The sequence below is a fragment of the Cryptosporangium aurantiacum genome, from assembly GCF_900143005.1.
In the GTDB taxonomy this organism is placed as follows: domain Bacteria; phylum Actinomycetota; class Actinomycetes; order Mycobacteriales; family Cryptosporangiaceae; genus Cryptosporangium; species Cryptosporangium aurantiacum.
This window is the reverse complement of sequence record NZ_FRCS01000006.1, coordinates 206,852-232,873: the sequence shown is the minus strand read 5'-3', so window position 1 is coordinate 232,873 and position 26,022 is coordinate 206,852. Positions and strand designations below refer to the sequence as shown.

Annotated in this window: 27 protein-coding genes; 11 read left to right on the top strand and 16 right to left on the bottom strand. The window is 70.5% G+C overall.

The genetic code is table 11. The annotated features are described in order from the left end of the window. Positions 1–191: 191 nt before the first annotated feature. Genes BUB75_RS21535 through BUB75_RS21515 form a run of 5 tightly spaced genes read right to left on the bottom strand, consistent with a single transcriptional unit; the run spans position 192 to position 6,359 of the window. On the bottom strand, positions 192–1,232 hold the full coding sequence (locus BUB75_RS21535; RefSeq protein ID WP_073259536.1) for an ABC transporter substrate-binding protein: 1,041 nt from the start codon (positions 1,230–1,232) through the stop codon (positions 192–194). A gap of 48 nt (positions 1,233–1,280) precedes the next feature. Then, positions 1,281–2,477 carry a cytochrome P450 gene (locus BUB75_RS21530; RefSeq protein ID WP_073259534.1) on the bottom strand — a complete coding sequence of 399 codons (1,197 nt, stop codon included), beginning with the start codon at positions 2,475–2,477 and terminating at the stop codon, positions 1,281–1,283. After that, positions 2,474–3,397 (bottom strand): PaaX family transcriptional regulator, encoded by a 924-nt coding sequence (locus BUB75_RS21525; protein ID WP_073259532.1) that lies wholly within the window; start codon positions 3,395–3,397, stop codon positions 2,474–2,476. Before BUB75_RS21525 ends, BUB75_RS21530 begins: the two co-directional genes overlap by 4 nt. Then, on the bottom strand, positions 3,397–5,181 hold the full coding sequence (locus BUB75_RS21520) for an ABC transporter permease (protein WP_073259530.1): 1,785 nt from the start codon (positions 5,179–5,181) through the stop codon (positions 3,397–3,399). The genes BUB75_RS21525 and BUB75_RS21520 overlap by 1 nt, the downstream gene beginning before the upstream one ends. Continuing rightward, a complete protein-coding gene (locus tag BUB75_RS21515) occupies positions 5,178–6,359 on the bottom strand; it encodes an ABC transporter ATP-binding protein (protein ID WP_073259528.1) in 1,182 nt (393 codons plus the stop codon). Before BUB75_RS21515 ends, BUB75_RS21520 begins: the two co-directional genes overlap by 4 nt. Before the next feature lie 213 nt (positions 6,360–6,572). Between BUB75_RS21515 and BUB75_RS21510 the strand changes: the two genes are divergently transcribed. After that, positions 6,573–7,799: a cytochrome P450 gene (locus tag BUB75_RS21510; RefSeq protein ID WP_073259526.1), complete on the top strand. Its 1,227-nt coding sequence runs from the start codon at positions 6,573–6,575 to the stop codon at positions 7,797–7,799. 61 nt (positions 7,800–7,860) lie between these two features. On the opposite strand, the gene BUB75_RS21505 is transcribed toward BUB75_RS21510, so the two are convergent. After that, positions 7,861–8,421 (bottom strand): anthrone oxygenase family protein, encoded by a 561-nt coding sequence (locus BUB75_RS21505; protein WP_084741563.1) that lies wholly within the window; start codon positions 8,419–8,421, stop codon positions 7,861–7,863. An 81-nt stretch (positions 8,422–8,502) separates the two neighbouring features. Here BUB75_RS21505 and BUB75_RS21500 point away from each other — a divergent pair, with 81 nt between their 5' ends. From BUB75_RS21500 to BUB75_RS21485, 4 genes are all read left to right on the top strand, one after another. Further along, a complete protein-coding gene (locus BUB75_RS21500; protein WP_073259524.1) occupies positions 8,503–9,132 on the top strand; it encodes a TetR/AcrR family transcriptional regulator in 630 nt (209 codons plus the stop codon). A 36-nt stretch (positions 9,133–9,168) separates the two neighbouring features. Further along, positions 9,169–10,014 carry a helix-turn-helix domain-containing protein gene (locus BUB75_RS21495; RefSeq protein ID WP_073259522.1) on the top strand — a complete coding sequence of 282 codons (846 nt, stop codon included), beginning with the start codon at positions 9,169–9,171 and terminating at the stop codon, positions 10,012–10,014. 66 nt (positions 10,015–10,080) lie between these two features. Beyond that, positions 10,081–10,662 carry a dihydrofolate reductase family protein gene (locus BUB75_RS21490; RefSeq protein WP_073259520.1) on the top strand — a complete coding sequence of 194 codons (582 nt, stop codon included), beginning with the start codon at positions 10,081–10,083 and terminating at the stop codon, positions 10,660–10,662. A gap of 39 nt (positions 10,663–10,701) precedes the next feature. Further along, positions 10,702–11,340 carry a flavodoxin gene (locus BUB75_RS21485; protein ID WP_084741602.1) on the top strand — a complete coding sequence of 213 codons (639 nt, stop codon included), beginning with the start codon at positions 10,702–10,704 and terminating at the stop codon, positions 11,338–11,340. A gap of 131 nt (positions 11,341–11,471) precedes the next feature. Here the strand turns inward: BUB75_RS21485 and BUB75_RS21480 are convergent, their stop codons facing one another. Both BUB75_RS21480 and BUB75_RS21475 read right to left on the bottom strand, forming a co-directional pair. Next, positions 11,472–12,854 carry a flavin monoamine oxidase family protein gene (locus tag BUB75_RS21480; RefSeq protein ID WP_073259518.1) on the bottom strand — a complete coding sequence of 461 codons (1,383 nt, stop codon included), beginning with the start codon at positions 12,852–12,854 and terminating at the stop codon, positions 11,472–11,474. 136 nt (positions 12,855–12,990) lie between these two features. Next, on the bottom strand, positions 12,991–13,221 hold the full coding sequence (locus BUB75_RS21475) for a DUF5708 family protein (protein ID WP_073259516.1): 231 nt from the start codon (positions 13,219–13,221) through the stop codon (positions 12,991–12,993). Positions 13,222–13,353: 132 nt separating this feature from the next. Here BUB75_RS21475 and BUB75_RS21470 point away from each other — a divergent pair, with 132 nt between their 5' ends. Further along, a complete protein-coding gene (locus BUB75_RS21470) occupies positions 13,354–14,310 on the top strand; it encodes an ABC transporter ATP-binding protein (protein WP_073259514.1) in 957 nt (318 codons plus the stop codon). Beyond that, entirely contained in the window at positions 14,307–15,173 is an 867-nt protein-coding gene (locus tag BUB75_RS21465) for an ABC transporter permease (RefSeq protein WP_073259511.1), read from the top strand. Before BUB75_RS21470 ends, BUB75_RS21465 begins: the two co-directional genes overlap by 4 nt. A gap of 21 nt (positions 15,174–15,194) precedes the next feature. Here BUB75_RS21465 and BUB75_RS21460 read toward each other — a convergent pair whose 3' ends face one another. Next, the gene (locus tag BUB75_RS21460) at positions 15,195–16,466 is read right to left on the bottom strand and encodes a DUF4386 domain-containing protein (RefSeq protein ID WP_084741562.1); all 1,272 of its coding nucleotides are present in this window, start codon (positions 16,464–16,466) and stop codon (positions 15,195–15,197) included. A gap of 100 nt (positions 16,467–16,566) precedes the next feature. Between BUB75_RS21460 and BUB75_RS21455 the strand changes: the two genes are divergently transcribed. Further along, the gene (locus tag BUB75_RS21455; RefSeq protein WP_073259507.1) at positions 16,567–17,229 is read left to right on the top strand and encodes a TetR/AcrR family transcriptional regulator; all 663 of its coding nucleotides are present in this window, start codon (positions 16,567–16,569) and stop codon (positions 17,227–17,229) included. Positions 17,230–17,239: 10 nt separating this feature from the next. Here the strand turns inward: BUB75_RS21455 and BUB75_RS21450 are convergent, their stop codons facing one another. The 5 genes from BUB75_RS21450 to BUB75_RS21430 form a co-directional block, all read right to left on the bottom strand. Beyond that, on the bottom strand, positions 17,240–17,869 hold the full coding sequence (locus BUB75_RS21450) for a response regulator (RefSeq protein WP_073259505.1): 630 nt from the start codon (positions 17,867–17,869) through the stop codon (positions 17,240–17,242). Continuing rightward, positions 17,866–19,146 carry a sensor histidine kinase gene (locus BUB75_RS21445; RefSeq protein ID WP_073259503.1) on the bottom strand — a complete coding sequence of 427 codons (1,281 nt, stop codon included), beginning with the start codon at positions 19,144–19,146 and terminating at the stop codon, positions 17,866–17,868. Before BUB75_RS21445 ends, BUB75_RS21450 begins: the two co-directional genes overlap by 4 nt. A 3-nt stretch (positions 19,147–19,149) precedes the next feature. Beyond that, the gene (locus BUB75_RS21440; RefSeq protein WP_073259502.1) at positions 19,150–19,890 is read right to left on the bottom strand and encodes an ABC transporter permease; all 741 of its coding nucleotides are present in this window, start codon (positions 19,888–19,890) and stop codon (positions 19,150–19,152) included. A gap of 11 nt (positions 19,891–19,901) precedes the next feature. Next, the gene (locus BUB75_RS21435; RefSeq protein ID WP_073259500.1) at positions 19,902–20,810 is read right to left on the bottom strand and encodes an ABC transporter ATP-binding protein; all 909 of its coding nucleotides are present in this window, start codon (positions 20,808–20,810) and stop codon (positions 19,902–19,904) included. A 155-nt stretch (positions 20,811–20,965) separates the two neighbouring features. Beyond that, a complete protein-coding gene (locus BUB75_RS21430) occupies positions 20,966–21,361 on the bottom strand; it encodes a hypothetical protein (RefSeq protein ID WP_073259498.1) in 396 nt (131 codons plus the stop codon). A 328-nt stretch (positions 21,362–21,689) separates the two neighbouring features. Here BUB75_RS21430 and BUB75_RS21425 point away from each other — a divergent pair, with 328 nt between their 5' ends. Next, positions 21,690–23,087: a hypothetical protein gene (locus BUB75_RS21425; protein ID WP_073259496.1), complete on the top strand. Its 1,398-nt coding sequence runs from the start codon at positions 21,690–21,692 to the stop codon at positions 23,085–23,087. Between the two features lie 9 nt (positions 23,088–23,096). On the opposite strand, the gene BUB75_RS21420 is transcribed toward BUB75_RS21425, so the two are convergent. Both BUB75_RS21420 and BUB75_RS21415 read right to left on the bottom strand, forming a co-directional pair. Next, positions 23,097–23,567, bottom strand: coding sequence for a VTT domain-containing protein (locus BUB75_RS21420; RefSeq protein ID WP_073259495.1), 471 nt, complete (start codon positions 23,565–23,567; stop codon positions 23,097–23,099). Continuing rightward, a complete protein-coding gene (locus BUB75_RS21415; RefSeq protein WP_073259493.1) occupies positions 23,564–24,148 on the bottom strand; it encodes a CDP-alcohol phosphatidyltransferase family protein in 585 nt (194 codons plus the stop codon). The genes BUB75_RS21420 and BUB75_RS21415 overlap by 4 nt, the downstream gene beginning before the upstream one ends. Positions 24,149–24,186: 38 nt before the next feature. Here BUB75_RS21415 and BUB75_RS21410 point away from each other — a divergent pair, with 38 nt between their 5' ends. After that, positions 24,187–25,353, top strand: a complete 1,167-nt coding sequence (locus BUB75_RS21410; RefSeq protein WP_073259491.1) for a sensor histidine kinase — start codon at positions 24,187–24,189, stop codon at positions 25,351–25,353. Then, the gene (locus tag BUB75_RS21405; protein ID WP_073259489.1) at positions 25,350–25,997 is read left to right on the top strand and encodes a response regulator transcription factor; all 648 of its coding nucleotides are present in this window, start codon (positions 25,350–25,352) and stop codon (positions 25,995–25,997) included. Before BUB75_RS21410 ends, BUB75_RS21405 begins: the two co-directional genes overlap by 4 nt. The last annotated feature ends 25 nt before the right edge of the window (positions 25,998–26,022 follow it).

Below are 26,022 nucleotides of genomic sequence, written 5' to 3'. Positions count from 1 at the left end.
CATCCTCGCCCATGCGCGGACGGTTCGGACCCGGTGCCCGGCGGCGCCGCTCGACGCCGCCGGACGCGATCGTCACGGCTGTCCGGGACACACCCTCTCGGCGCGACCGGGCCGCAGCACCGCGGCGCTGACCGTGCGGTGGCCAGGTGCGCTGACGAACGTGTCGGTGTCCTTCGCTACGGCGAGGACGATCACGGCGCGCCGAGCAGGCGGCTGATCTCCTGCGCCTGGGCATCCGGGACCGGCTTCGGCCGGACGAAGTCCTTGGCGTTCGGCGCGAACGGCGAGATGTCGCCGGAGAGCTTGTTCAGGTACGTGTTGCCTTCCTCGGTCAGGAGGTAGTTGGCGAACAGCTTCGCCGCGTTCGGGCACTTGCTCTTCGCGGTCAGACCCAGGGCGATCTCCGGGCCGGTCGTCGGCGAGAGCTTGGCGAGCTCGACCGGTGCACCTGAACCCTTCAGGCTGTTGACGATCGGCGTGACGCCGGGGAAGGCGAGCGATCCTTCGCCCGCCGCGACGGCCTGGGTCGCCGGAACCGCGCTGTTGTACCACTTGGGCTTGTTCGCGGCGACCTTGGTCAGGAAGTCGTCGCCGTAGGTGTCGCGCATGAGCTGCCAGAAAGCGACGTTCGCCGGCGAGGACGTCGGCTCGGCGAACAGCAGCTCGCCCTTGTACGCCGGGTCGGCGTAGTCCTCCCAGGAGTCCGGCGCGGTCTTCACCAGCTCGGAGTTGTACGCCAGGCTGGTCGCTACCAGCTGGACGACGGGGGTCGCGCCGTCGTCGGCGGTGTAGCCGGTGGGGAACGTTCCGGGGTAAGCGGGTACGCCTGCCTTGTCCACCGGGTTGAGCCAGCCCTTGGCCAGGGCGTCTTTGTAGAACGGCGAGTGCGTCAGCAGGATGACGTCCGCGGCCGGAGCACCTGAGGCCGCTTCGGTCGAGAAACGCTGGGACAGGTCAGCGGACACCAGCCGGGTGAACGAGACCGGGATGTCGTACTCCTTGGTGAACGCGGCGGTGACGGCCTTGAGCGTCGACTCGTCCGGGACGCCGTAGAGCGTCAGGCAGTTGTCCTTTTTCGCGTCGGCGACGAGCTGCTGGAGCTCGGGGGAGTCCGAGAGAGTCGGGGCGGCGACGTCGGCACGGTTGTCGCTACCTCCATCGCCGCAGGCGGCGAGGGTCAGGGTGAGGGCGAGGCTCGCGCCGAGAGCGACGATGCTCTTCCGTCTGCGCATGTCCGGTCCTTTCTCTCCGCGGCGGGCCGCGGTCAGCCGGGGTGGGGTTCAAGCGGGGGTGAGACGTAGGGGGACGGAGACGTAGCCGATCTCCGGCATGCGGGCGCCCTCCAGCGGTCCGTCCAGGACAAAACCGCTGGTGGCGGCAAGTAACTCACCGAGCGCGATTCGCAGTGCCAACCGGGCGAGCGGCGCCCCGGCGCACCGGTGCCTGCCGCGTCCGAAGCCGAGGTGGGCGGCGATGTTGGGACGCCCGAGGACGAACGAGTCGGGATCGTCGAAGACCTCGGCGTCGCGGTTGGCGGAGGCGTAGACGAGCGTGACCGGCTCGCCGGGGCGGATCTGTCGGCCGTGGAGTTCGACGTCGTGCGCGACCGTGCGGGCGAAGCCGCGGTACGGGGTGTAGAGCCGGAGGAATTCCTCGATGGCGTCGGGCAGGAGTTCTGGTGCCGCGCGCAGGCGTTCCTGCAGGTCGTGGTCCTGGGCGAGGTGGACGCAGATCGACCCGAGGAGGATCGGCGGCGCGACCATCCCGACGACGAGGCTCTGCCGCAGCGCGCCGACCAGGTGCTCCTCGTCGAGCGGGGCGCCCTCGTGTCGCTCGGCGAGCAGCGAGCTGGCGGGATCGGACTCGACCGGTAACGGCGAGGCCCGCCGGTCGCGGACGAGGTCGCGGGCGATCGTGTACATGCGCTCGCTCATCGCGTTGACGACCGGGCCGTCCATCCGGCGCCAGGCCCGCACCCAGGCCGTGGCGGTGTCGGCCAGCCGCGGAGCGACGTCGTCGGGCAGGTTGAGCCACTCGGTCGTGACCCAGGCCGGGAACCGGGCGCCGAACTCCTGGGCGACGTCGCCGCCGCCCCGGGCCAGCATCGGAGCGAGTTCGCGGGCTGCGTGGGCGCGTAACCGCGGCTCCAACGCGGTGATCCGGGCACGTTGGAGTGTGCGGTCGAGGGCCCGCCGGTACGGCGTGTGGGCGGGCGCGTCGAAGTTGAGCGGGGGCCGGCGCAGTCCGCGCGGATCGCTGGGCACGACCGCGCGGACCGACGAGATCCACGTCCGGGAGTCCGACGCCGCAGCCGTCACGTCGGCGTGCCGGGTGAGGGCCCAGTACCCGCCGTAGGCGTCGGTCCGGGCCACCGGACACTGCGCGCGGAGCCGCGCGTAGGTGGCCAGCGCGTTGTCCGGCGCGTCGGACTCCAGCGGGTCGAAGTCGGCGAACGGCCGATCATCCGTGGCCGTCATCGCAGGACCGCCGATCCGTCGTCGGCGGCCGATCCGGCGGGCTGAGCCCCGGCAGGCTGGGATCCGGCAGGCTGGGATCCGGCAGGCTGGGGAATCGTCCGGAGCAGGGCGGCGGCGGTGGACCGGGCCGAGGACTCGACCTCGGCGTGCAGGCGATGGAACAGCTCCTGCGCCCGCTCGGCCGGCCAGGGCGCGGGAAGCCACTCGACCGGCAGGCGCGGGTCGGTGCGGATCGCGCGCAGCCACTCGGCCTGCAGCGCCAGCTGGCGGGCGAGCGGATCGACGTACGCCCGGTCGGCGACGCCGCCCTCCCACCGTTCGAGGAACGTCTCGTAGCGCGCAGCGAGCTCCGACAGATCCCACGCGTCGGCGACCATCGCGGCGATGTCGGTACCCGCGACCGGCGACGCCGAGTACGCGCGAACGTGCTGCGCTGCGGGGAGGTCGTCCAGCAGGTGGGCGACGTCGATCGTGCCGGACGCGATCCACAGGCCGCCCTGGAGCGGGCCGAACCCCGCCCAGAGGAGCCGGGAGCGGAGGTCGTGGCGTTCGCGTTGCCAGGACTCCGGGAGGGAGAAGCTGAGCAGCGTCCACTGGCCGTCCCAGTGGCGGTTGACCGCGCCGCTGCGCCAGATGCGCACCGCGCCGTCGTTGAGCACTTCCTCCGACCGTGGCGTCAGGCCGAAGTAGACCGGCCGTCCCCGCCGCTCGCTGACGAGCAGGCCCTTGCGCACCATCCGGGCCAGCGCCGAGCGGGTGGCGGGCGGCGAGACCCCGACGCGCTGCATGACGTCCAGCACGCTCGTCGAGGCGACCAGCAGCGGCCGCCCGAGGACGTGCGCACCGAAGAACGTGAGCAGCAGGCTCTCCGGGCGCAGCCCTCCGTCCAGGGGAACCTCGGCTTCCTGCAGGACGGCCATCAGGCGCCGATCCGGGCGCTCACGCCGAGCTTCGACGCGCGCCGGGTGTAGGCCAGCACCGCGATCAGCACGGTGGCGGTGATCACGACCAGCACCGTCGAGAGGGACGCGAGCAGCGCGAACGAGCCGCTGGTGAACACCTCGAGGATGCGGAACCCGACGACCGGGTTGCCGGTACCGGCCAGGATCGCTGACGCGGTGAGGTCACCGACGATCCGGATGAACAGCAGCGCCCAGCCGGCGACCAGCCCGGGCGTCATCAGCGGCAGGTAGACGGTGCGGAACGTGCGGAACGGCGTCGCCCCGGAGATCGCCGCGGCCTCCGGCAGTTCGGCGCCGACGCCGCTGACCGCCGCGTCGGCCGCGATGGATGCCTGCGGCAGGTAGAGCGCGAGGTAGCCGATGAGCAGGATCAGCAGCGTCCCGCTCAGGTGGAACGGGGCGCCGGCGAGCAGCAGGAGGATGCCGACGGCGATGACCATGTTCGAGATCGCGGCCGGGAGTTTGACCGCCGCGTCGATGCCCTTGGCCAGCAGCGTGCGGCGGCGGGCGACGTAGAGCGCGATCAGCGCCGCACCGAGGATCCCGACTAAACCGCCGACGACGCCGAGGCCGAGGCTGTTGCGGAGCGCCGTGAGCGTGGCTTGGTCTTCGAACACCGCCTCGGTGACCGCGGCGAAGCTCAGGTTGTCCCAGGCGATGTTCGGGGTCCAGTAGCCGTTGAGCGACACCAGCACCAGCGCGACGATCGGCAGCCCGGTGGAGACCAGGACGTAGGCCAGCACGAACACGCGGGCCGGCCACTTCGCCGCGCCGAGGTCGAGCGTCGTCGCGCGGGCGCCCTTGCCGGTGACGGTGGCGTACCGGCCGCGCCGGAGGATCCGCAGCTGGAGCCAGTAGGCCAGCCCGACGAACAGGACGACGAAACCGGAGAGGCCGATCGCGAGGTCCGTGCGCGGCGGGTAGGTGAACGTGAGCAGTTCGACGATCCGGACCGAGAGCACGTCGATGTCGGCGGGCGTGCCGATGATCGCCGGAATGCTGAACATGCCGATGCCGAACCAGATGGCGAGCAGGAAACCCGCACCGAGGCTGGGCGCCACCGCAGGCAGCGTGACTTTCCGTAGCGTCCGGAAGGTGCCTGCGCCGGACAGGCGGGAGGCCTCCTCCAGCGCCGGGTCGAGGTTGCGCAGCCCGGCCGAGGCGTTGAGGAAGACGAACGGCACAGCGTAGAACGCCATCACCATGATCAGCCCGTACCAGGAGTTGATGTCGAACGGGCCCTCGCGCATCTCGACGCCGAACAGCGCCAGTGCGTCGCGGATCCAGCTGTTGAGCAGACCGGCGCGGGGGGAGAGCAGCATCGTCCAGCCGACCGCACCGGCCACCGGAGGCAGCAGGAACGGCAGCAGCGGCAGCGCGTCGGTGAGCAGGCCCATCCGGGCGTTCGTCCGCTCGTTGAGCCACGCCAGTGCCGTGCCGATGACAAACGCGAGCACCGCGCTGGCGACGACGAGGATGAGCGTGTCCAGGAGCAGGCTGCCGAGGTCCGGGATCGCGAGCGTCCGGCGGACCGGGGCCAGGGTGAGCGCACCGTCGACCCAGAACATCCCCACCAGCACGCGGCCGAGCGGGATGACCACGATGCCGATCAGCGCCGCCGCGAGGAGCAGCGTCAGCGCGTCGAACGGCCCCGGTAGCCGCCGGGCCCCGCGGCCGGGACGGTCGGGTGGTGCCGTGCCACCGGCCTGGGCGGGGGCGTCGGTGGTGGGTGCGGCTGTCACGACGCCGTCTCCAGCACTGCGTCGGGAACCGGCGCCGGCGCGTCGTCGTCCACCGGGAGGACGAGGACGTCCTCCTCGGTCACCGAGACCCATGCGGACGAGCCGGGTGCGACCACGTCCGACCGGGGACTCCACAACCGCGCGTCGCCGTCGGCGAGCGTGACCACGTACTCGGTGTGGGAGCCGACGAACAGCGACGCGGTGACCGAACCCGGCCATCGGTTGACCGTGGACGGCTCGTCGCGGGTCAGCACCGCACGCTCCGGGCGCCACATCACCGCGACACGCTCGCCCACCGTGGCGGTGCGTCCGTGGGTTCGCCCGACGACGCGCCCGAGGTCGGTGTCGACGGTGGCGACGTTCCCCTCGATGACGGCGACCGTGCCGAGCGACTCGTTGATCGCGCCGATGAACTTCGCGACGTAGCGCGTCGCCGGGCGGGCGTAGATCTCCTGCGGGGTACCGAACTGCACGATCCGGCCGCTGTCGAGCACGGCGATCCGGTGGGCCAGCTCCATCGCCTCGGTCTGGTCGTGGGTGACGAACAGCGCGGAGAAGCCCAGCTTCCGCTGCATCGACAACAGCTCGAAGCGCAGCTGCTCGCGGACCTTCGCGTCGACATTGGAGAGCGGCTCGTCGAAGAGCACGAGCTCGTCGTTGCTGACCAGCGCACGGGCCAGCGCGATCCGCTGCTGCTGGCCGCCGCTGAGCTGACCGGGGTACTGGCGCTCCAGCTCGCCGACCCCGACGAGCTCGAGCGCGGCGCGGACCCGTTCGGCGATCTCGCGCTTGCCCGGACGGCCCCGGCGGCTGCGCAGCGGGTACGCGACGTTGTCGAACGCCGTCATGTGCGGCCAGAGCGCGTAGGACTGGAAGACCATGCTGATGTTGCGGCGCTCCGGCGGGACCGCGATGCGCTCGGCCGACGAGTACTGGGTGCGGCCGCCGATGCGGATCGTGCCCTGATCGGGCGTCTCCAGGCCGGCGATCGCGCGCAACAGCGTCGTCTTGCCGCAGCCGCTCGGGCCCAGGAGGACGACGAAGTCACCGGTGCCGACGGTGAACGACACGTCGTCGATCGCGTGGACCACCGCGCCGCTCTCGCGGCGGAAGCGCTTGACGAGGTTACGCACCTCGATGATCGGTGTCGTCGAATCCGTTGGCGTGCCGGGCGTCATTGCATCGACCTTGCCTTTCTCCGCACCACGTCTGAACTCGCATTTCGAGGGCGGATCCGTCGATCGAGAGGAGCCGGGTGACCGGAGTCACGTCAATCGGCCGACCCCATGTTCTTCTACTTCGCTACTGCCGTCAACGATCTGGCGAAGGTTGACCTCTCTCGGCTAACGTCCGATCGTGCCGTTCAGCCCGTCAGCTCTCGGAGGACCGTCATGACCCGCCAGCATCCGGAGTCCGGTCCCGAGGGTGACGACCGACGGGCGGCGCACGACTTCGACCCGGTCCGCCCGGGGGAGACGTTCACCAGCGCCCACGAGGAGTTCGCGCAGCTGCGTCCCCGCTGCCCGATCGCGCGCAGCCAGGAGTACGGCGGGTTCTGGGCGGCTCTGGGCTACGACGAGGTGCTCTCGGTCATCACCGACATCGAGCACTTCACGACGTCGAAGCAGAACGCGATCCCGAAGTTCGCGTTCACCGGCGTCCGGCCGCCGTTACACCTGGACCCGCCCGAGCACCTGGCCTACCGGCGGGTGATCAACGCGTTCTTCACCCCACCGAAGATGCGCGCGATGGAGCCGAAGGCGCGTGCGGTCGCGGTCGACCTGCTCGACCCCCTGATCGACGCGCGCTGGGTCGACGTCTGCAAGCAGTACGCGCACAAGTTCCCGGCGGCGGTGTTCGCGCACTTCTTCAACCTCGACGTCGCCGTCTCCGCGGAGATCAAGGACGTCAGCGGCGAGTACGTCGACGCGATCCAGGTGCTGAATCACGAGGTGGTCATCCGGCTGAGCCGCCGTCTCTACGAGATCGCCCAGGGCATCATCGACGATCGACGCGCCGGCGACTACGACCCGGACGACGACCTCACCGCGGCCCTGCTCGCCGCCGAGTACCAGGGCGCACCACTGCCCGAGGCGATGGTGCTGGGCTGCGTGCGGCAGCTCATCGTCACCGGGATGGTCGCGCCGAGCGTGTTCACCGGAAACATGTTCGTGCACCTGAGCCGGGACACCGACCTCCAGGACCGGTTGCGGGCCGAGCCGCAGCTCATTCCGGCCGCGATCGAGGAGTTCCTCCGGCTCTACTCGCCCTACCGGGGCATGGCCCGCACCGCGCGCGAGGACGTCGTCCTGTCGGGACAGCTGATCCGCAAGGACGACCCGATCGCGCTGGTCTACACCTCGGCCAACCGCGACGAGCGGGTCTTCCCCGACGGAGACAACTTCGTGCTCCACCGGCCGAACATCGCGCAGCACATCTCGTTCGGGCGGGGCACGCACAGCTGCCCGGGCGCCCCACTCGCCCGGATGATGATGCGGATCACGCTGGAGGAGGCCCTCGCGCGCAGCACCGCGTTCCGGCCGGCAGGCGAACCGGAGATGGCGATCTGGGCCGAGTGGGGAACACGCTCGGTGCCGCTGGACTTCGTCCGCGCCTGAGCTCGTCGCGCCGCCGGATCCTGGAGCGGATCGCGACGGCCAACCGCAGCCGGCACTAGCGTCACGCTGGGCGGCGGCTCACGATCAGGGCGCGGACCAGGCAGCCGAAGGCGGCGATCGAGGCGAACGTCCGGTTGAGGTTCCAGTTGTTCCAGTCGTCCTCGTAAGCGGCGCGGACGCCGGCCGGGTCGGTGAGGGTCGCCGCGGCGCCCGCGTCGGCGAGCTCCTGGTTGAGCGGGACGCTGATCCCCATCGTGATGCCGAAGGCGATCGCGTAGAGCACGAAGGCTGCGGCCGCCCACGGCAGCACGCGACGACCGGAACGGCCGAGATGGACGAGTGCCGCGGCCGCGGTCAGCAGCAGCGCGCCGAAGAAGCTCAGCGCGAACCACGTGTTGCGCACGGTGGCGTTGATCGCCTGCATCGTCGCGATGAACGTCCGATCGTCGACCCGGTCCAGTCCGAGCATGACCGAGCAGGCGTACGCGTAGAAGAACCCGGCGATCAGGCCGGTCGTCAGCGTGGCCGCGCCGAGTAACCACACACGGGCGAGGGAGAGGCGTCGGGCGTCCGGGGTGAGGGTGTCGTCCGGTGAGACGGAGGAAGCCAGGGCCTGCGACATGTGGACTCCAGTATATTCGAACCGCTGGGTACGATTAAAACCGTACCGGCAAGTTCGATTAGAGTCCAGAAGGAGAGATGCATGCCGTCCAGCAGGCGGGGTCGTCCGCGCGCCGGTGAACACCTCGAGCGTCGCCGGGCGGTGCTCGAGGCCGCGCTCGCCGAGCTGACCGAGAGCGGCCTGGAACGCACCACGATGCAGGCGGTGGCCGCCAGGGCCGGCAGCTCGAAGGAGAGCCTCTACACCTGGTTCGGCAATCGGCAGGGCCTGCTGGCCGCACTCGTCGAGCAGCAGTCGGCGGCGACGAACGCGGCGGTCAAATCAGCCCTCGACGACCCGGCCGACCCGGTAGCCGCGCTGACCACGATCGCGACCGGTCTGCTGCGGCTGCTGGTCGGTCCGGCCTCGGTGGCGCTCAACCGGGCGTCGATGTCGTCGCCGGAGCTCGCCGCGCTCCTGCTGCGCCATGGGCGGCACACCACCGGCCCGCTGGTGGAGGCCTACCTGGAGAGCCTGCACCAGCGCGGGTTCCTGGTGGCGTCGGACCCGGCCGAGACCTTTCAGCTGTTCTACGGCCTGGTGGTCCGCGACTGGCAGATCCGTGTCCTGCTCGGCGAGGAGCCTCCCGGCATCGAGCAGATCGACGACGAGGCCCGCGTCGCCGTGTCGAGGCTGATCACGCTCGTGGGGGCGGCGGAGAGTGACGCTTGACGGGGGGTTGGCCCGGCGCGCGAGGTCGGCGATGCTGTGGCCGTGGAGTACGTGTCGAGAGTGCCGCGACCGCCGCTGGACGGGCTGATCGACGACCTCTACTACCTGGAGGGCGCGCCGCCGTACGCCCGGCTGACGCTGCCGCCGGCGCCGTCGGCGTTGCTCATCGTCAACCTCGGGGCGCCGTTCCGCATTCGCGCAGGCACCGACGTCGAGACGGTCGAGTACGTCGACGGCTGCGTGGTCACCATGCCGACCCGCGCGTGGGAGTTCGGCTACCCGCTCGGGACCCGGTCCGTCGGCGCGCACGTCAAGCCGTGGGGGCTGGCGCCGTTTCTGCCGATGCCCGCGGCCGAGCTGTGTGACCGGCCGGTGACGGTGGAGCAGGTTTGGGGCCGGGCCGCAGTTGCCGAGCTGCGAGACCGGCTGGCCACGGCGGACGGACCGCACGAGATGCTGACGCTGCTCGAGGAGGAGCTGATGCGACGGCTGTGCGAGACCGCCGGCCTGGGGCTGGTCCGCCACACGAGCAGCGTCATCGCGGCGACCCGCGGGGCGGTGACGATCGGCGACCTGAGCGCGGCGGCCGGTGTCAGCAGCACTCATCTGGCACAGCGGTTCAAGGAACTCATCGGCGTTCCGCCGAAGCGGCTGGCCCGCACTCACCGCTTCGCGGCCACCGTGTTCGCGATCAACCCCGCCGGACCGATCGACTGGGGCGAGCTCGCCGGTGGCGCCGGCTACTTCGACCAGGCCCACTTCGGCCACGAGTTCCGGGCGTTCACCGGGCTCACGCCGACCCGGTACGTCGAAGTCCGGCGGCGGTTCCTGCACGAACATCCCGGGCACGTGTTCGACGGCTGGCCGTTGCCTGCCGATTGATTTCGTACAAGAGCGACAGCTCACGACGCGCTACTTTGCGGGCACCCCGAAGCAGAGGAGAGCCCCGTGGGCAAGGTGGTCATGTACGGCGCGGTGTCGGTGGACGGCTTCGTCGCGGACGAGAACGATCAGCCCGGACCGCTGTTCGACTGGTTGACCAGCGGTGACGTCCCGTTGGACGAGAGCGGCTACGTGAAGGTGTCGCAGACCTCCTACGACTACACCCGCCCCTACTGGGACCAGATCGGGGCGACCATCGCCGGCCGCCACGTCTTCGACATCACGGACGGCTGGGACGGGAAACCTCCGAGCGGCATCGACCACGTGGTCGTCGTGACACACCGGCCGAAGCCCGAGGGCTGGGACCCCGAGGCGCCGTTTCACTTCGTCGACGGCGTCGAGGCAGCCGTGGCCAAGGCGCAGGAGCTCGCCGGTGACCGCATCGTCGAGATCGCCGCCGGCGACGTCGGTGGCCAGGTGCTTGCCGCCGGCCTGGTCGACGAGGTCCGCATGGACGTCGTCCCCGTCGTGTTCGGGTCCGGCAAGCGCTACTTCGGGTCGGTCCACGCGCAGTACCTGTTGGAGGATCCTGACGTGGTGATTCAGAGCAACCGGGTGCTTCACCTGCGCTATCGGGTGCGCCGTTGACCGATCCGAGGCGGACCGGTCGGAGTAGGAGATCTCGTGATCACTCGCCGCGCCGTACTACTGGGTGCCGCTGCGCTGGTCAGCGCCTGCACCGCGTCCGGCTCCGACCGCGAAGCGCCCCGGGCGTCGTCCAGCGGCTCCGCCGCTGCCTCCGGGCCGGTTCTGGTCGCGTACTTCTCCCGCGCGGGCGAGAACTACTACTACGGCGGACGCCGGAACTTGACGGTCGGCAACACCCAGGTCGTCGCGGACCTGATCAGCGGATTCGTCGACTGCGACGTCCACCGCATCGAAGCCGAGGATCCCTACCCGTCGGCGTACGACCCGACGGTGGCACGCAACGTCCGCGAACAGAACGCCGACGCGCGCCCGGCGATCGCGAATCCTCTGACGTCGATCGAGAAGTACCGGACCGTGCTGCTGGGCAGCCCGATCTGGAATATTCGCGCGCCGATGATCATGACGACGTTCACCGAGGGCCTCGACTTCACCGGCAAGACCGTCCACCCGTTCACCACGCACGCGATGAGCGGGCTGGGCAACACCGAACGCGACTACGCCGCCTCCTGCCGGGGCGCCACCCTCGGCGAAGGCCTCGCCGTGCAAGGCGAGAAAGCCGCCGAGGGTGGACCGGACATCGAAGCCTGGCTACGCCGAATCGCCCTGCTACCCGGATGACCGCCGTCCGGTGCACAGGCCGCTCCGTGCCCGGGCTAGGGGTCGCATTCCCACGCCCTCAGCCACCGGCGACCTCGCGGTGGGCCGCACGCACGATCTCGCCGCCATGAGGGGAGTGTTCTCCGCGGGAGTCAGGTTGTGAGGGGGGCGGTTCGGTCGGCGCGTACCGCGTCGGCGGCGGCTTCGCCGGAGCGGATCGCGCCGTCGATGTAGCCGTACCATCGCGTGGCGGTTTCACTGCCGGCCCAGTGGATGCGGCCGACGGGCGCGCGGAGCGCCGGCCCGTACTGGGTCCACGCGCCGGTCGGGAACAACGCGGAGTACGCGCCGCGAGTGAACGGCTCGGCGCTCCAGTCCCGCTCGAGGTAGGCGGACGGATTGCCGGCCTGCGGACCGAACAGCCGGGTCAGCTCGTCGAGCACGAGCGCCCGCCGCTCGGAGACGGTGTTCGTCCCCAGGCGTCGCGCCACACCAGCTTCCAGCACGCTGACCAGCACACCCCGCCGAGCCGGCGGCGGACTGCTGTCTGCCACGGCCGCCAGGGGGCCACGCAGGCTGAGCGCGTGACCGCTGAGCCCGGTCGCTCGCCAGAACGGCTCGGGATACACGATCATGCATTTGATCGTGCTGCCCATCGCCAGGCGCTGGGTCAGGCCGTCCCGGCCGGGCGGCAGCGGAGGGTCGTAGTCGATCCGGCCGGCGAGGGTGGGCGGGATGGCCACAACCACCCGCGCCGCCCGGACGCTCTGCCCGGACTCGGCGACGACGCGCACCTCGTCGTCCTGCTGCACGATGCGTCGGATCGGCATCGCCAGCCGGACGCGCTCGCCGAGCTGATCCGCGAGCCCGGCCGCGAGCTGGTGCGCACCACCGACGAGCAGGTCCTGCTGCGCACCGTTCTCGGTGGCCATCACCGCCCGCAGGCTGCCGGCCGAGCGGGCGTAGAACAACGCATGCAGCAGCGACAGCTCGCTCGGCTCGCACGCCCACAGCACCCGAGCGGCCAGCGCGAACAACCGCCGCCCGTTCGCGGTCCGCAGCGTGCGGCGGATCCACCCGGCCAGCGTCTGGGTATCCAGCCGCTCCGCGTCACGCGTGCGCCAGGGCGCCTCGGTGTCGACGGTCCGGGCCAGATGCTCGAAGCGCGCCTCGGCCTGTGCGAAGTCCAGCAGGGCGACGGGGCTTAGGCGAGGGACCGTGCCCCGGAAACGTCGAATTCGGCCGGACAGGTCCTCGGCGAGGTGGGTCCCGCTGGTGTACATGCGAAAGACCGGGACGCCCAATTCGCCGGCCAGCGCATAGGCGCGGTCCTGGCCCGGGCCGAGGAATTGTCCGCCGAGATCGACGGCCTCACCATCGACCTCAACATTTTCGACGCGGCCGCCGACCCGGGTACGGGCCTCGCAGACCAGCACGTCAATGCCGTCGCGAAGGAGCTCACGGGCACACGACAAACCGGCCAGACCGGCGCCCACAACAACGACGTCGGCGGAAGGGGACGTTTGATGGATCATCAATCTCTCCGTGGTGGTAGACGCGTTCGCCGCACGGCGAACTCGTCAGCGCACCCACCAACCACCACGGCGCCGACTTGATTGGGAATTTAGGAACGATCGAGCCCGACCACGATATCCAACTGCCGGCGATCGGTCACGCCGCCGATTGTCGGCGCGCGGCTTTGAACAGAGCCCACAGGGCCTCCAGCCCTCCGAGGACCATTAGGACGATGCCCACCTTCGAGGGGGTGAAGAGGACGACGTGGTTGTCGGAGCCGAACAGCCACAGCACAAGGCCGACCACGAACGTGACCAGGCCGCTGACTAGCGCCTTCTTCTCGGTGAGGAGCGCGTTCCGGAGTCCACTGTGTTTCTGAGCGTCCATGCGCCCCACGGTAGGTGGCGCTCGGCGGCTGCACGTCCTGCGCGCTGACGAAGCCGGATTACATCTTTCGGAGCACGAGGCGAGGATCGCCAAGAAAACTCGGGGCGTGTTCGAGGCGTTTATAGTCGCACCATGCGGCCGGTCGAAGGCGAATCGATCATCGACGTGCGCGGTCTGCGGATGCGCTACGGGTCCACCGATGTGCTCAAGGGGGTCGATTTCACCGTACGCAGCGGTGAGGTCGTCACGCTTCTCGGGCCCAACGGGGCCGGCAAAACGACCACCATCGAAATCCTCGAAGGGTTCCGCCTGCCCTCGGACGGCACGGTCACCGTACTGGGAGCCGATCCGGCCAAGGGCGACGAGGACTGGCGTGCGCGCACCGGTGTGGTGTTGCAGTCCTGGCGCGACCACGCGCGCTGGACCCCCCGGAAACTCCTCGCCCACCTGGGTCGCTACTACGTGCCGTACTCCACGCCCGAGCGCAGCCGGCCGTACGGCGTCGAGGAACTGATCGCGATGGTCGGGCTGGCCGAACAGGCGGACCAGAAGATCCGCACCCTGTCGGGCGGGCAGCGCCGCCGCCTGGACGTCGCGATCGGCATCATCGGCCGTCCCGAACTGCTTTTCCTCGACGAGCCGACGGCGGGATTCGACCCGCAGGCCCGTCGCGAGTTCCACGAGTTGATCCAGCGCCTGACCGAGCTCGAAGAAACGACGGTCCTGCTCACCACCCATGACCTGAGCGAGGCGGAGAAGCTGGCCGATCGCATCCTGATCCTGGCCGGCGGCCGGATCGTCGCCGACGGCAGCGCCGACGAACTGGCCAGGCAGGTCGCGGCCGAAGGCCAGGTGCGGTGGAGCTTCGACGGCCAGCGCCACGTGCAGTCCACAGCAGAGCCCACCGAGTTCGTCTGGGACCTGTTCACCCGCCACGGCCGGAAGATCACCGATCTCGAAGTGCGGCGGGCCAGCCTCGAGGACACCTACCTCACGATGGTCCAGCAGCACGAGTCCGGCCGCGCCGACCAAGCGGCGACGGCGTTCGGACCGGCCGACGCGGAGGCCGAGACGGAGGACGCCCGATGAACAGCAGCCGGCACCGCACGGTGCACGCGGTCCGCGTCGGCCTCGCCCGCGGCTGGACCGAGTTCATGTTGAGCATCCGCAGCCCGCAGGATCAAGGCTTCTACCTGTTCACGGCGGTCGCGATCGTCGGCTACCTGTTCCTGCGGCGCGACACCGAGGTCGAAGGGACCTCGCTGCTGCTGCCGTCGGTCGCGATGCCGAGCATCCTCGGCGCGCTGGTGGCGTTCGGCGTGATCATCGGCCCGGCGTACGCGCTCGCCATGGAGCGCGAAGACGGCACGCTCCTGCGCGCCAAGGCGGTGCCGCGCGGGATCCTCGGCTACGTCAGCGGCCAGGTGCTCTACCACTCGCTGAACCTGTTCCCGTCCCTGCTGACCATCCTGATCCCGAGCTTCCTGCTCTTCGACAATCTGGCCCATCGTGGTCTGGAGGGGTGGCTCACCGTGATCTGGGTGCTGCTCCTCGGGCTCCTCGCCACGATGCCGATCGGCATCATCATCGGCTCGCTGGTGCCGAACGTCCAGAAGGTCAGCACCTGGGGCATGCTCCCGGTCATGGTGCTCACCGGCCTCTCCGGCATCTTTTTCCCGATCACGATGCTGTGGGGCTGGGTTCAGGTCATCGTCCAACTCTTCCCCATCTACTGGCTCGGGCTCGGCATGCGCTCCGCCTTCCTGCCGGAATCCGCGGCGTCCCTGGAGGTCGGTGGATCGTGGCGCACGCTGGAGACGGTCGGCGTCCTCAGCGCCTGGGCCATCGTCGGCGTCCTGGTCGCCCCGATCGTGCTGCGCCGGATGGCCCGGAGGCAGTCGGGTTCCCAAGTGGAGGCCGCTCGTCAGGAAGCCGTTCAGTGGGTGCGGTAGCCGGGTAGGCGCCGCCCGCTCTCACGCGGGCTGCTTCTGCCGGACGTCGACCTTCACGGTGGTCCGCCGGTCGCCGCGCGACCGCGCGAACACGAGCAGCCACACGAGGAGGGCCACCTCACCGACGAACGTGACCGCGGCGACCTGGACGGTGTACGCGGCCGAGACCAGCGCGCCGATCGAGTCGGCGAGGTAACCCGCCCCGGCGATCGCGACGAGTGCAGCCAGCCAGGTCGGCACCGTGCGAGACCGCCATGCCAGCCACCCGATCAGCAGCAGGTGGACGCCGAACAGGATCAGGCCCAGGCTCCAGATCTCCTCGAACGCAGTGACTTGTGCGTACACGCGGGAGCTGAGCCGGTCGGTCGCCGCAGCGTCGTGCAGGAGACCGGCGGCGGCGATCAGGTGGGTGATCGCGACGGCGAAGACGACCGCGTACACAGTGCGACACCAGGCCGAGAGCCGCGCGACCGCGCGGTGGGCGTCGCCGAAGAACGCCCGCAACGCCCAGGCGACCAACACGTCCAGGAAGGCCACCGCCAGCAGGGCGACGATCGCGAGGACAAAAGCCGTCTGATTCGACAGCAGCCGGGTGGTGGTCTCGGCGGCGTCGGTGGAGACCAGCCGTTCCACGACGCCGAAGTTCGCGAGGCCGGCGAGAACTGCCATGACGAGAAGACCGGCACCGGCACCCAGCGCCGCACCTCGAGCCTGGGCGTCGCCGTCCACGGCGGCCTCGTCGGGAGCGTTTTCCGGCCGCGCAGCACCGGACGGCGCGAAGCCGCGAGTGAGCAACAGCAGACCGAAGACGATCTCGAACAGGCCGCCCGGTATCGCGAGCGCGAGCCCGATCGAGGCCCCCATCAGCTCGGCCACACTGCCCGTCGCCAGCAACGCGTATCCGGCGAACCCCCAGATCGCCAGCCAGCCCGGCACCCAGCGCTGCCGGTAGAGGGCCAGGCAGAACGGCAGGCTGCCCAGCGACAACAACAGCATGGCCGCCTGGTAGGCGATATCCGCCGCGCCGTCACCGAACGCGTCCAGCAAAACGATCCCGGCGGTGAGCAGAAACGCCTCCGCGCCGCGCGCGACGAGGTACGTCCAGGCGATCGCCGGATGCGGTCGGCGCAGCGCCCGGAAGGCCAGGACGCCGATGGCCGCCACCATCGCGGAGTTGAGTACCACCAGCGCTGACCCGAGGAACTGCCCGGCCATCCCGCTGCCTGCGCCGTAGGCGACGAACGCCAACAGGAACATGGCGCCGGTGTATCTGCCGCTCGTGCGGAGGGACATCGTTTGCCTCCCGGCCTTCGTACTAAGTAAGTGGTACTAAGTACGATAGGCATAATGGGGTGGCTGGTCAACGCGGCGCCGAGGAGACGGGAACCGAACGGTGGGCGAACAAGGGCGGCAGCTGAGCCGCGAGCGAGTGCTGCAGGCCGCGGTCGGCATCGCCGACGCGCAGGGCCTGGGAGCGTTGACGATGCGGTCGCTCGCCGCCGAACTGCACACCAAGCCGATGTCGCTCTACTACTACATCCGCAATAAGGACGAGTTGCTCGACGCCCTCGTCGACGGCGTGTTCGCCGAGATCGAACTGCCGCAGGCGGGCGGCGACTGGCGCGCCGAGGTGCGTCGGCGCTCTCTCTCAGCCCGGACGGTCCTCGCCCGGCATCCCTGGGCGCTGGCCCTGGTCGAGAGCCGGACCAGTCCTGGGCCTGCCACCCTGCGCCATCACGACGCCATGCTGGGCGTGCTGCGGGCCGAGGGCTTCTCCCTGGAGATGACGGCCCACGCATACGCGACGATCGACGCCTACGTCTACGGCTTCGTGCTGCAGGAGGCGTCGCTGCCGTTCGACGGCGCGGGCTCCGCGGGCGCGGTCGCGGACTCGATCATGGAGGCCTTCGCGGCGGGCGACTACCCGCACCTGGTCGAGTTCGCCACGCAGCACGTCCAGCAGCCCGGCTACGACTTCGGCGGGCAGTTCGAGTTCGGCCTCGATCTGATTCTCGACGGGCTGGCCGTGCACGCCGGCGTTCCACGTCCGTCGTGAATCCCGGGCGTCAGCCGCGCCGGGACAGGTAGCCGCGGTGGAACGCGGTGGCGACGGCGGCCGCCCGGTCGTTGACGCCGAGTTTCGCGTACACGTGCAGCAGGTGTGTCTTGACGGTCGCCTCGCTGATGAACAGCTGTTTGGCGGCCTCGCGGTTGGTCGAGCCGCCGGCGATCAGCTCCAGGACCTCCAGCTCACGTTGCGACAGCGGCTCCGAGGCGGGCTGCCGCATCTGCCCCATGAGCGTGGCCGCGACCGCCGGTGAGAGGACCGCCTGCCCCTGCGCGGCCGCCTCCACCGCCCGGAACAGCTCTTCCCGCGGTGCGTCCTTCAGCAGGTATCCGGTGGCACCGGCCTGGATGGCGGGGAGCACGTCCTGATCCGTGTCGTAGGTGGTGAGCACGAGCACGCGGGCCGGCACCCCGCGTCTCGCCAGTTCCCTGATGGCCGTGACGCCGTCGGTCCGTGGCATCCGCAGATCCATCAGGATCACGTCGGGCCGGAGCTTCTCGCCGGCCACGATGGCCTCCGCGCCGTCGTCGGCCTCGCCGAGGACCTCGAAGCGCGGGTCGGCACTGAACATCCCCCGCAGCCCGTCCCGCACCACGGGGTGGTCGTCGACGATCAGAATGGAGATCACCGGCCGCCTCCGGCCGGGATCGCCGGCACCGAGGCCGAGATCGCGGTGCCGCCACCCGGCTCCGACTCGATGTCCAGACGGCCGGCCAGGCGCTGCACGCGCTGCCGCATGCCGGCGAGCCCGAACCCACCGTCGGGGGAACCGTTGACACGTTTGGCGGTGGGCTCGAAGCCCACCCCGTCGTCGCGCACGTCCAGCGTCACCAGATCCTCCATGTACGACAGGGTCAGGCCGACCCGGCTGGCCTTCGCGTGCTTGGCCACGTTGGCGAGCGCCTCCTGCGCGGCCCGCAGCAGCGTCACCTCGACGTCAGCGTGCATCGGCCGGGCGTGCCCGGTGGTGGTCAGCACCGCGTCGATCCGGTTGACCTCCGACCAGCGCCGCGCCACGTCGCTGATCGCGTCCGGGAGCCGGGCCTCGGCGAGCACCTCCGGTTCCACCGCGTGGACCGTGCGGCGGGCCTCGGTGAGGCTCTCCCGGGCGAGGTTCATCGCGGTCGTCAGGTGACGGCGCAGCGTCGGCGGCTCGTCCAGCGTCTGCTCGGCGGCTTGAAGCTGGGTGAGGATGCCGGCCAGGCCCTGTGCCAGGGTGTCGTGGATCTCGCGCGCCATCCGTTGCCGCTCGTCCATCACCCCGGCCTCGCGCGCGTGGACCAGCAGCTGAGCGTGCAGACCGGCGTTCTCCTCCAGTGCCGCCTCGAGTTTGACGTTGGCCTCGTGCAACTCGGCGAGGGCCAGTTTCTGCTTGTCGTCGCGCTGGTCGGCCATCTCGACGAGGTACGAGGACGCCCAGGCCAGCACGGTGCTGACCAGGCTGATCGCGGCCCACGCCCACCAGAAGCCACCGACGAGGGTGGCCGCGCCACCGAGGTACGACACCGCCATGACCATCGACGTGGCGGCGGCGCCGACGTACCGCCAGCGGCCTTTCAGGTACCGGAAGGCTTGGGGGTAGCCGGCGAACGCGAAGAGTCCGTACCAGGGTGCGGTCGCCACCAGGCCGGCGGCCAACGCGATCAGTCCGGTGTAGTACAGACCCATCAACGGGGCGTTCTGGCGCCATTCCGGGTTGAACGTGTGGAACGAGAGCAGCCAGACCGTGGCCGCGATCGAGAGCCCGAGGATCGCCGGGAGGTGCAGCGAAACGCCCCAGAGCGGCAGCAGCACCGCGATGAGCGTGCAGAGCGCTAACAGCAGGTAGGGGAGAACCTGCAGGGCCGCGTTCTCCTTGCGCTCCCAGCGATCGGACTCCGCACGCAGCTCGGCCTCGATGTTCACGACCTACTCCCAGCGGAAATACCGCGCGGCCAGCCCACCGGCCACGACCGTCCACCCCAGCATGACAGCCAGATGCAGCGGTTGTGGCCAGTCACCGGCGGTAGCGTCCTGGAGCGCCTGCACTCCGGCGCCCAGCGGTGTGAAGTCGCTGATCGTCCGAAGCGCGTCGTTCATGCTGTTGCGGGGGATCCACAGACCGGCGAAGAACACGACCGGGAAGAACAGCAGGGTTCCGATCGCGCCGGCGCTCTTGCCGGTCGGCGCGATCGAAGCGACGAGCAGGCCGATCGCGAACATCGCGAGCGCGGTCAGCAGATAGCCCAGCAGGTAGGCCGGCAGCTGCCGGGGCAGCCGCACGTCGAACGCCAGCCGTGCGACGGCGAGCACGATCACCATCGTGGCCACGGACAGCATGGTGGACATCAGCAGCTGCGCGCCGAGCATGACGCTCGGCTTGACCGGGGTGGTCCGCATGCGTCGCAGCACGCCCTTCTCCCGGTAGGTGGCGAACAGCTGCGCCAGGGTGTTGAGCGCGAACACCGCGACGCCCATCGCGACGATGATCGGCGCGTAGAGGTCGATGACCCGCAGACCGCCGAGGGAATCGTCGGGCTCGCGGAAGGCGGGGATCGCACCGAGGATGACGAGCAGGATCGGTGGGAAACCGAGCGCGAAGAACACGATCATCGGCTCGCGGAAGAAGAGCTTGGTCTCGGTAGCGGTGAGTCGGGCCAGTGCGGACATCGTGGTCTCCTTTAGTCGTCGAGGGAGCGGCCGGTGAGCGCGACGAACGCGTCGTCGAGCGAGGTCTGCTCGACCCGCAGGTCGGCGGCGGTGACGTGGTGACGGGCAAGCTCGGTGACCACCGCGAGCAGCAGGTTTCCGGTGCCGGTCACCACGAGCTGGCTGCCGGCCCGCGCGACCGAGGTGACCTCGGGCAACGCGGCCAGTACGGCGTGGTCGAGCGGCGCGGACGGCCGGAACCGGATCCGCTGCCGGTCGTCGACCCTCGCGACCAGCCCGGCCGGGGAGTCGATCGCGACGAGGCGGCCGGAGTCGATCACGGCGAGCCGGTCGCAGAGCCGCTCCGCCTCCTCCATGAAATGCGTGACCAGCAGGATCGTCACGCCGTGGTCGCGGATGCCCTCGATGAGGTCCCACGTGTCGCGTCGCGCCTGGGGGTCGAGGCCGGTGGTGAGCTCGTCGAGCACCGCGACCTTCGGATTGCCGATCAGCGCGAGGGCGATCGACAGCCGCTGCTTCTGCCCGCCGGAGAGACGGCGGAACTGGGTGCCGAGCTTGTCGGTGAGGCGCAGGGTGTCGAGCAGTTCCCGCCAGTCGGCCGACTCCCGGTAGAAGGAGCTGTACAGCTCCATCGCCTCGCCGACCGTGAGCTTGTCGGGCAGCTCGCTCTCCTGGAGCTGTGCGCCGAGCAGCTGCCGTAGCTCGCCGGTGTCTCGTTGCGGGTCGATGCCGCAGACGCGGATCGCGCCCCCGTCCCGGGTGCGCAGCCCCTCGACGCACTCGACGGTCGTGGTCTTGCCTGCCCCGTTGGGACCCAGGATGCCGAAGATCTCGCCCTGCTCGACGGCGAAGCTGACCCCGTCCACCGCGGTGTGGTCGCCGTAGCGCTTGACGAGGCTGTCTACCTCGATGATTGCCATGCCAGAAGCGTCTCGTCCACGGCCCGGCGCCGAATCGACCACGCAGTTACGCCCGGCACGAGGCGAGGTGGGCTCGCCGATCAACCGATTGATGGATGCCGGGTCAGCCCGCCGCCCCGGTAGGCGACGGGCTGGCCGCCCGGGAAACCCAGGGTCTAGAAGTAGACGACGCGGAGCGAGCTGGCCTTGTCGTTGAAGTTCACCGAAGCGGCGGCCAGATTCGCCGAGCTACCCGAGGCGAGGTACCGGCTCGCTCCCGTGCAGTTGGAGTTGTCGTAGAGGTACAGGCCGATGCTGCTGGAGGTCAGGTTGGCCGCCAGGGTGGCCTCGTTGTTGAATCCGTCCGGCGCCAGGCTCCGGCAGCCGACGATCTGGGACGGGTACTGCCGCCAGACCTGACCTCCCCAGCTGCTGTTCTCGGTGAGGCAGATCGTGCCGGGGTAGTTGTAGCAGTCCGCCCGGGCCGCCGACGCCGGGGAGCCGAGGAGTGAGCTCCCGACGAGGCCGGCGACGAGGGCGAGCGCGGTGAGGATCCTGCTGCGCAGTGACATGGGTGGTCCTCCGGTCGGTCGACGAGTTCCGGGCTGAGGGCCGAGGCTTCCGCCGGGCGCAGTGTGCGCGATCGACCTTGCGGGAACCTTGCCCGTCGGCTCAGGTGGCGAGCGTGCGACGAGCGGCCGTCTCGCCGATCGAGGATTAGGGTTCGGACGGTCGTGCTCGAGCGGCCGGCGGTACCTGATCGCGGAGGAGCGTCACTCATGCCCGGCAACCTGCTCAACCGGATGCGGATGCACTCGGCTGAGGAGTTCCAGACCTGGTTGGCCCTCGACCTGGAGATCCGCGAAGAGCGCATTCCCGACAACGGGGGGGCGTGAGCCCGTGCTGGCGCCGGTCGGGCACCATCACGGCCCACTGCACAGCGCCGAGCCGGTCATCCAGCTCCGACTCGGCACCAGCACCGTCGTGGTGGACGCCGCGGAGTACGCGGTCTGGCTGCTCGCCCACCGCGCTAGCGGCAACGGCACCGCCCTGCACACCGAAGCCGAGCTGGCCGCTACTGAGCAGGTGCCCGACGCGGGCCGCGCGGTTGACCGGTTGCGGCAGCGTGGGCTGCTCGTGCCGCTGCCCACCGACCCGGCCGACTATCCGGATTTTGCCTACCGCCACCGGTTGGTGCCGCTGGCGCACGGCCTCGGCAACCAGCCGACCGGCCCGTGGTCGCAGTTCCGGATCGGACTGCCCGGCCGGATCGGCCTGTTCGCCGACCTGAACAGGGCCTGGATCACCGTGCCCGCGATCGCCTACGAGATCTGGCGATGGTCGGGCGCTACCCCCTCGCTGGCCGCGGCGGTGCTGGCCCCGCAGTCGGTGCCGAAGGTCGAGGCCGTGATCCCGTACGAGGACGGCCACCGCCTGGCCATGACGGTCCAGGCGCTACCCGAGTTGATCAGCTCGTGGTCGGCCGCGCTGCAGCCGGCCACGGACGAAGCGGTGGTGCCGCGGGAACCGAGAGCGCTGCCGCCGGCCGAGCCGATCGACCCGGCCACCGCCGAGGACCCGCACGAGGTGCTGCGATTTCTGGTGCGGCCGGACGACCCGACCGGACCGACCGCCGGCGTCGTCCGGTGGGTGGCCGATCCCGGCCATCGGGGCGCACACGGGTGGCTGTTCGCGGTCGGCCACGACGGTGGCCCGCTCTACGGGCCGGCGGGCAACGACCTGCTCGGCCGGCAGGTCAGGGTGGGCGCCGACGAGCACCTGCTCACTCCCGGCGAGGCGCGTCTCTGGGATCTCGCCCGGGGCCTCGAGGCCGGCGATTCCCACCGTCTGCTGACCTCGGACGCGGTGGCCGCGGAGGCGGTCGGCGCTGGCGTGCCCGACGCCCGGCGGACGCTGGACTCGTTGATCGAGCGCGGCCTGATCCTCGACGTGCGGCCCGGCACGACGCAGGCCCGCGCGTTTGCCGCCCGGTATCGGCTGCAGCCGCTCCTGCACGGCTTGGGTGACTACCCGAACGATCGCCTGATGTACCTCCTCGGTGTGCCGGGGCATCGTGAGGTCACGCTGCTCGGCCCGCACGACAGCCTGTTCTGGCAGGCCGCCGGGCAGTGGAGATCCCTGTGGGACGCCGTCGCGGCGCTGAGCGGGCACCTGGAGCGGATCGGGCGCACGAGCCCGCGGGACACGGATCCTGAGCAGTTGCTGACCACAGCGGGCTTCCACGCGCTGCGACGGCTGATCGGCGACGGCGCGGCCTATCTCGACCTGGCGCCCTGACCTCAGGCGTCAGACGAGAGTTGTGGGCAGGACGAGGGCGGCGAATCGGATCACCCGTCCCACGAAGCACGCGGTGGCGAACTCCCAGCGGCGAAGGCCCGCGGGCCCTGCGGCGAGGCTCACGAGGGCGAGCGGCGGAACCCCGACCGCAGCGGAGACGAACACGGTCGGTAGGCCGGTGCGGCGGCCGGAGAGCCAGCGCCGTAGCGGTTCGGTCCATCGAGCGGCGCGGGCCCGCGCGCGGCCCGATCGGGCCCGCCGCGCGAGCCTCTGGTTCAGTCGCCCCGTTCCGCGCCGCGCGGCTTCGAACAGCAGCAGTTTGCCTGCGGTCTGCCCGAACGCCAGCTCGACGATGAGGACGACGGTGTGGCCGGTGTGGTGCGCGGCGAGCACAGCGTAGGCCTCGGCGTTCACGACCGGCACGAGAGCCGAGGCGAGCCCGTAGCCGAGCGTCGTCATCGCCTCGAGGAGAGCGGTCACGGCCGGTCGAGCAGCCTGGCCACCGCGACGGCGGACCACAGCTTGACCACGAGCACCGCGAGCGCCAGCACCAGCGCCCACTGGTACTGCCCGACTGCGACCGCGCCGATGACCCCGGCGGTGTTGAGGGCCTTCGCCGCCGGCGACCAGTTCAGCGCCCACACGCGCCGATCGACCAGGTGGAAGTAGTTGGGGCTGACCACGGGCCAGCACAGGAACGCCAGCGAGAGCATGGTGTCCAGCACCATGAACGAGGGCAGGAACACCGAAGCGACGACCGCCGTATTGGGCACCAGGACGACCAGGCCCACGCAGAGCACGGCGGTGCACGCGCGGTCGCTGACGATGTCGAGGACAGCGCCCGCCCTGGTCTCTTGGTCGAGCCGGCGGGCGGCCCAGCCGTCGAGCATGTCGCCGAGCCAGTAGACGCCGTAGGCCACGACGAGCAGCGTCATCGAGGCGCAGACGACGGCGACGACACCGGCAACCACGGCGGCCAGCGTGCGGACGACCGTGATGCCGTTGGGAACGGTGAGGAGAGGACCGACCCGGAGGAGGGACGGGGCGTCGACAAGAGTCATGCTCTGAACAGTCGTGCTCCGGGCCGTGCGGAGGGAACGTGCTGTGGTGCCGATCGGTCCGCGCGATCCGGTACCCCGGTACCTGGTCGACGCTCGCGCCGATCGCCGAGACTGAACGGGTGGTCCTCACCCCTGAGCGTGTACGCACGGTCGCCTACCTGGCGGCCGGCCTGATCGTCGTGGCCGTGATCTCGACCGTCGACGGGGGAGTGTCGGTACCGACAGTCTGGTTGTGGCTCGTGTTACCCGCCAGCGTGGCGGCCGTGGCCGTGCTCCCCGGCTACCAGGCGCTGATCTTCGCGGCCTGCGCCGCGTTCGTGGCCCTCGTGAGCACCGGCGAGTCCGTGCAGCTGGGCACGGCGGTGGCGGCCTTCGTGTTCCTGTCGACCGGCCGGGACCCTGCCCGGCGTCCCTGGCTGGGGTGGGTGGGCGGATTCGCCGGCGCCGCCGGTGCGCTCGCCATCGCGATGGTTCATCAGCGCGGACTGTACGAGCAGCCGTTCGTCTTCGTCGTGGTCGGCTACCTCGCGGCGACGCTGTTGCGATCGTGGTCGCGGGGCTACGCCGTCTCCCGGGAAGCGGCCGAGCTGCGCGGTCAGGCGGCGTGGCTGGAACAGCGCACGAACCTGGCCCGTGAGTTGCACGACGTGGTCGGCCACCACGTCACCGCGATGGTCGTCCAGGCCGAGGCCGGCCAGCTGAGCTCCGACCCGGCAGTCGCGCTGCAGCGGATCGCGGACAGCGGCCGCACCGCACTGCGAGACCTCGACACGCTGGTCGTGCACCTGCGCGACCCGAGCGCGGCAATCGCGGTGAGCCAACCGCCGCGCCTGTCCGACATCGACGAACTGCTCGCTCAGCCGCTACGGCATCAAGGCGTGACGGTGCACGTCCATCTGGACGCCGAGCCGGGCCTGGACGAGGTCGGCGCGCTGGCCGCGTACCGCATCACCCAAGAGGCCCTCACGAACGTCGCCCGGCACGCCGGCGCCACCGCTGCCTGGGTCGAACTGGTGCGCGTCGGCGCCAACGCCCGCCTGCGGATCAGCGACGACGGCGTCGGCCCACCCGAGGCACCGGCACGCGGCTCGGGTCTGCTCGGCATCTCCGAACGCGTCGGCGCTCTCGGCGGTAGCTGGCAACAGACCGAGCGGCCCGGGGGTGGCACGCTCCTGGAGGTCAGCCTGCCGGTGGCGAAATCATGATTCGTGTCGCGATCGCCGACGACCAGGAGCTGGTTCGCGACGGCTTCAGCCTGATCCTGCGCTCCCAGCCGGACATTCAGGTCGCCGCCGAGGTCGCCGACGGCCGGCAGCTCCTCGACGCCGTCCGCCGTGACTCCCGGATCGACCTTGCCCTCGTCGACATCCGGATGCCGGTCCTCGACGGCTTGGCGGCCACGCGCGAGCTGGCCGGCATCCCGCACGCTCCCGACGTCATCATCGTCACCACCTTCGACGACGACACGTACGTGCTGGACGCCATCGCCGCGGGCGCGCGCGGGTTCCTGCTCAAGCGCTGCAGTGCCCGTGACCTGATCGCCGCGGTGCGCGCCGTCGAGGCCGGCGAGGCGATCCTCTCCGCCGAGGTCACCGGGGCGGTGCTGGAGCGGATCCGCTCGACCGGTCCGGCGACCGGCGTCGATCTGACGCCGTACCGGCTGACCGCCCGGGAGACCGACGTGCTCACCCTGATCGGGTCGGGGCTCAACAACGACGAGATCGCCCGGCAGCTCCACCTGTCGATGAGCACGGTCAAGACTCACGTCGCCAACGTGCTGGCCAAGACCGGCAGCCGCGATCGTGTGCGCGCCGCCATCCTCGCGATCAAAGCCGGCTTGTCCCGATGACGCCGCCGCAGGCTGTGATATGCAG

Excerpts from the sequence above, each read along its gene's own strand:
- BUB75_RS21535 (WP_073259536.1), bottom strand. The coding sequence starts at position 1,232 with ATGCGCAGACGGAAGAGCATCGTCGCTCTCGGCGCGAGCCTCGCCCTC.
- BUB75_RS21530 (WP_073259534.1), bottom strand. The coding sequence starts at position 2,477 with ATGACGGCCACGGATGATCGGCCGTTCGCCGACTTCGACCCGCTGGAG.
- BUB75_RS21525 (WP_073259532.1), bottom strand. The coding sequence starts at position 3,397 with ATGGCCGTCCTGCAGGAAGCCGAGGTTCCCCTGGACGGAGGGCTGCGC.
- BUB75_RS21515 (WP_073259528.1), bottom strand. The coding sequence starts at position 6,359 with ATGACGCCCGGCACGCCAACGGATTCGACGACACCGATCATCGAGGTG.
- BUB75_RS21510 (WP_073259526.1), top strand. The coding sequence starts at position 6,573 with ATGACCCGCCAGCATCCGGAGTCCGGTCCCGAGGGTGACGACCGACGG.
- BUB75_RS21505 (WP_084741563.1), bottom strand. The coding sequence starts at position 8,421 with ATGTCGCAGGCCCTGGCTTCCTCCGTCTCACCGGACGACACCCTCACC.
- BUB75_RS21500 (WP_073259524.1), top strand. The coding sequence starts at position 8,503 with ATGCCGTCCAGCAGGCGGGGTCGTCCGCGCGCCGGTGAACACCTCGAG.
- BUB75_RS21480 (WP_073259518.1), bottom strand. The coding sequence starts at position 12,854 with ATGATCCATCAAACGTCCCCTTCCGCCGACGTCGTTGTTGTGGGCGCC.
- BUB75_RS21475 (WP_073259516.1), bottom strand. The coding sequence starts at position 13,221 with ATGGACGCTCAGAAACACAGTGGACTCCGGAACGCGCTCCTCACCGAG.
- BUB75_RS21470 (WP_073259514.1), top strand. The coding sequence starts at position 13,354 with ATGCGGCCGGTCGAAGGCGAATCGATCATCGACGTGCGCGGTCTGCGG.
- BUB75_RS21465 (WP_073259511.1), top strand. The coding sequence starts at position 14,307 with ATGAACAGCAGCCGGCACCGCACGGTGCACGCGGTCCGCGTCGGCCTC.
- BUB75_RS21460 (WP_084741562.1), bottom strand. The coding sequence starts at position 16,466 with ATGTCCCTCCGCACGAGCGGCAGATACACCGGCGCCATGTTCCTGTTG.
- BUB75_RS21440 (WP_073259502.1), bottom strand. The coding sequence starts at position 19,890 with ATGTCCGCACTGGCCCGACTCACCGCTACCGAGACCAAGCTCTTCTTC.
- BUB75_RS21435 (WP_073259500.1), bottom strand. The coding sequence starts at position 20,810 with ATGGCAATCATCGAGGTAGACAGCCTCGTCAAGCGCTACGGCGACCAC.
- BUB75_RS21430 (WP_073259498.1), bottom strand. The coding sequence starts at position 21,361 with ATGTCACTGCGCAGCAGGATCCTCACCGCGCTCGCCCTCGTCGCCGGC.
- BUB75_RS21415 (WP_073259493.1), bottom strand. The coding sequence starts at position 24,148 with ATGACTCTTGTCGACGCCCCGTCCCTCCTCCGGGTCGGTCCTCTCCTC.
- BUB75_RS21405 (WP_073259489.1), top strand. The coding sequence starts at position 25,350 with ATGATTCGTGTCGCGATCGCCGACGACCAGGAGCTGGTTCGCGACGGC.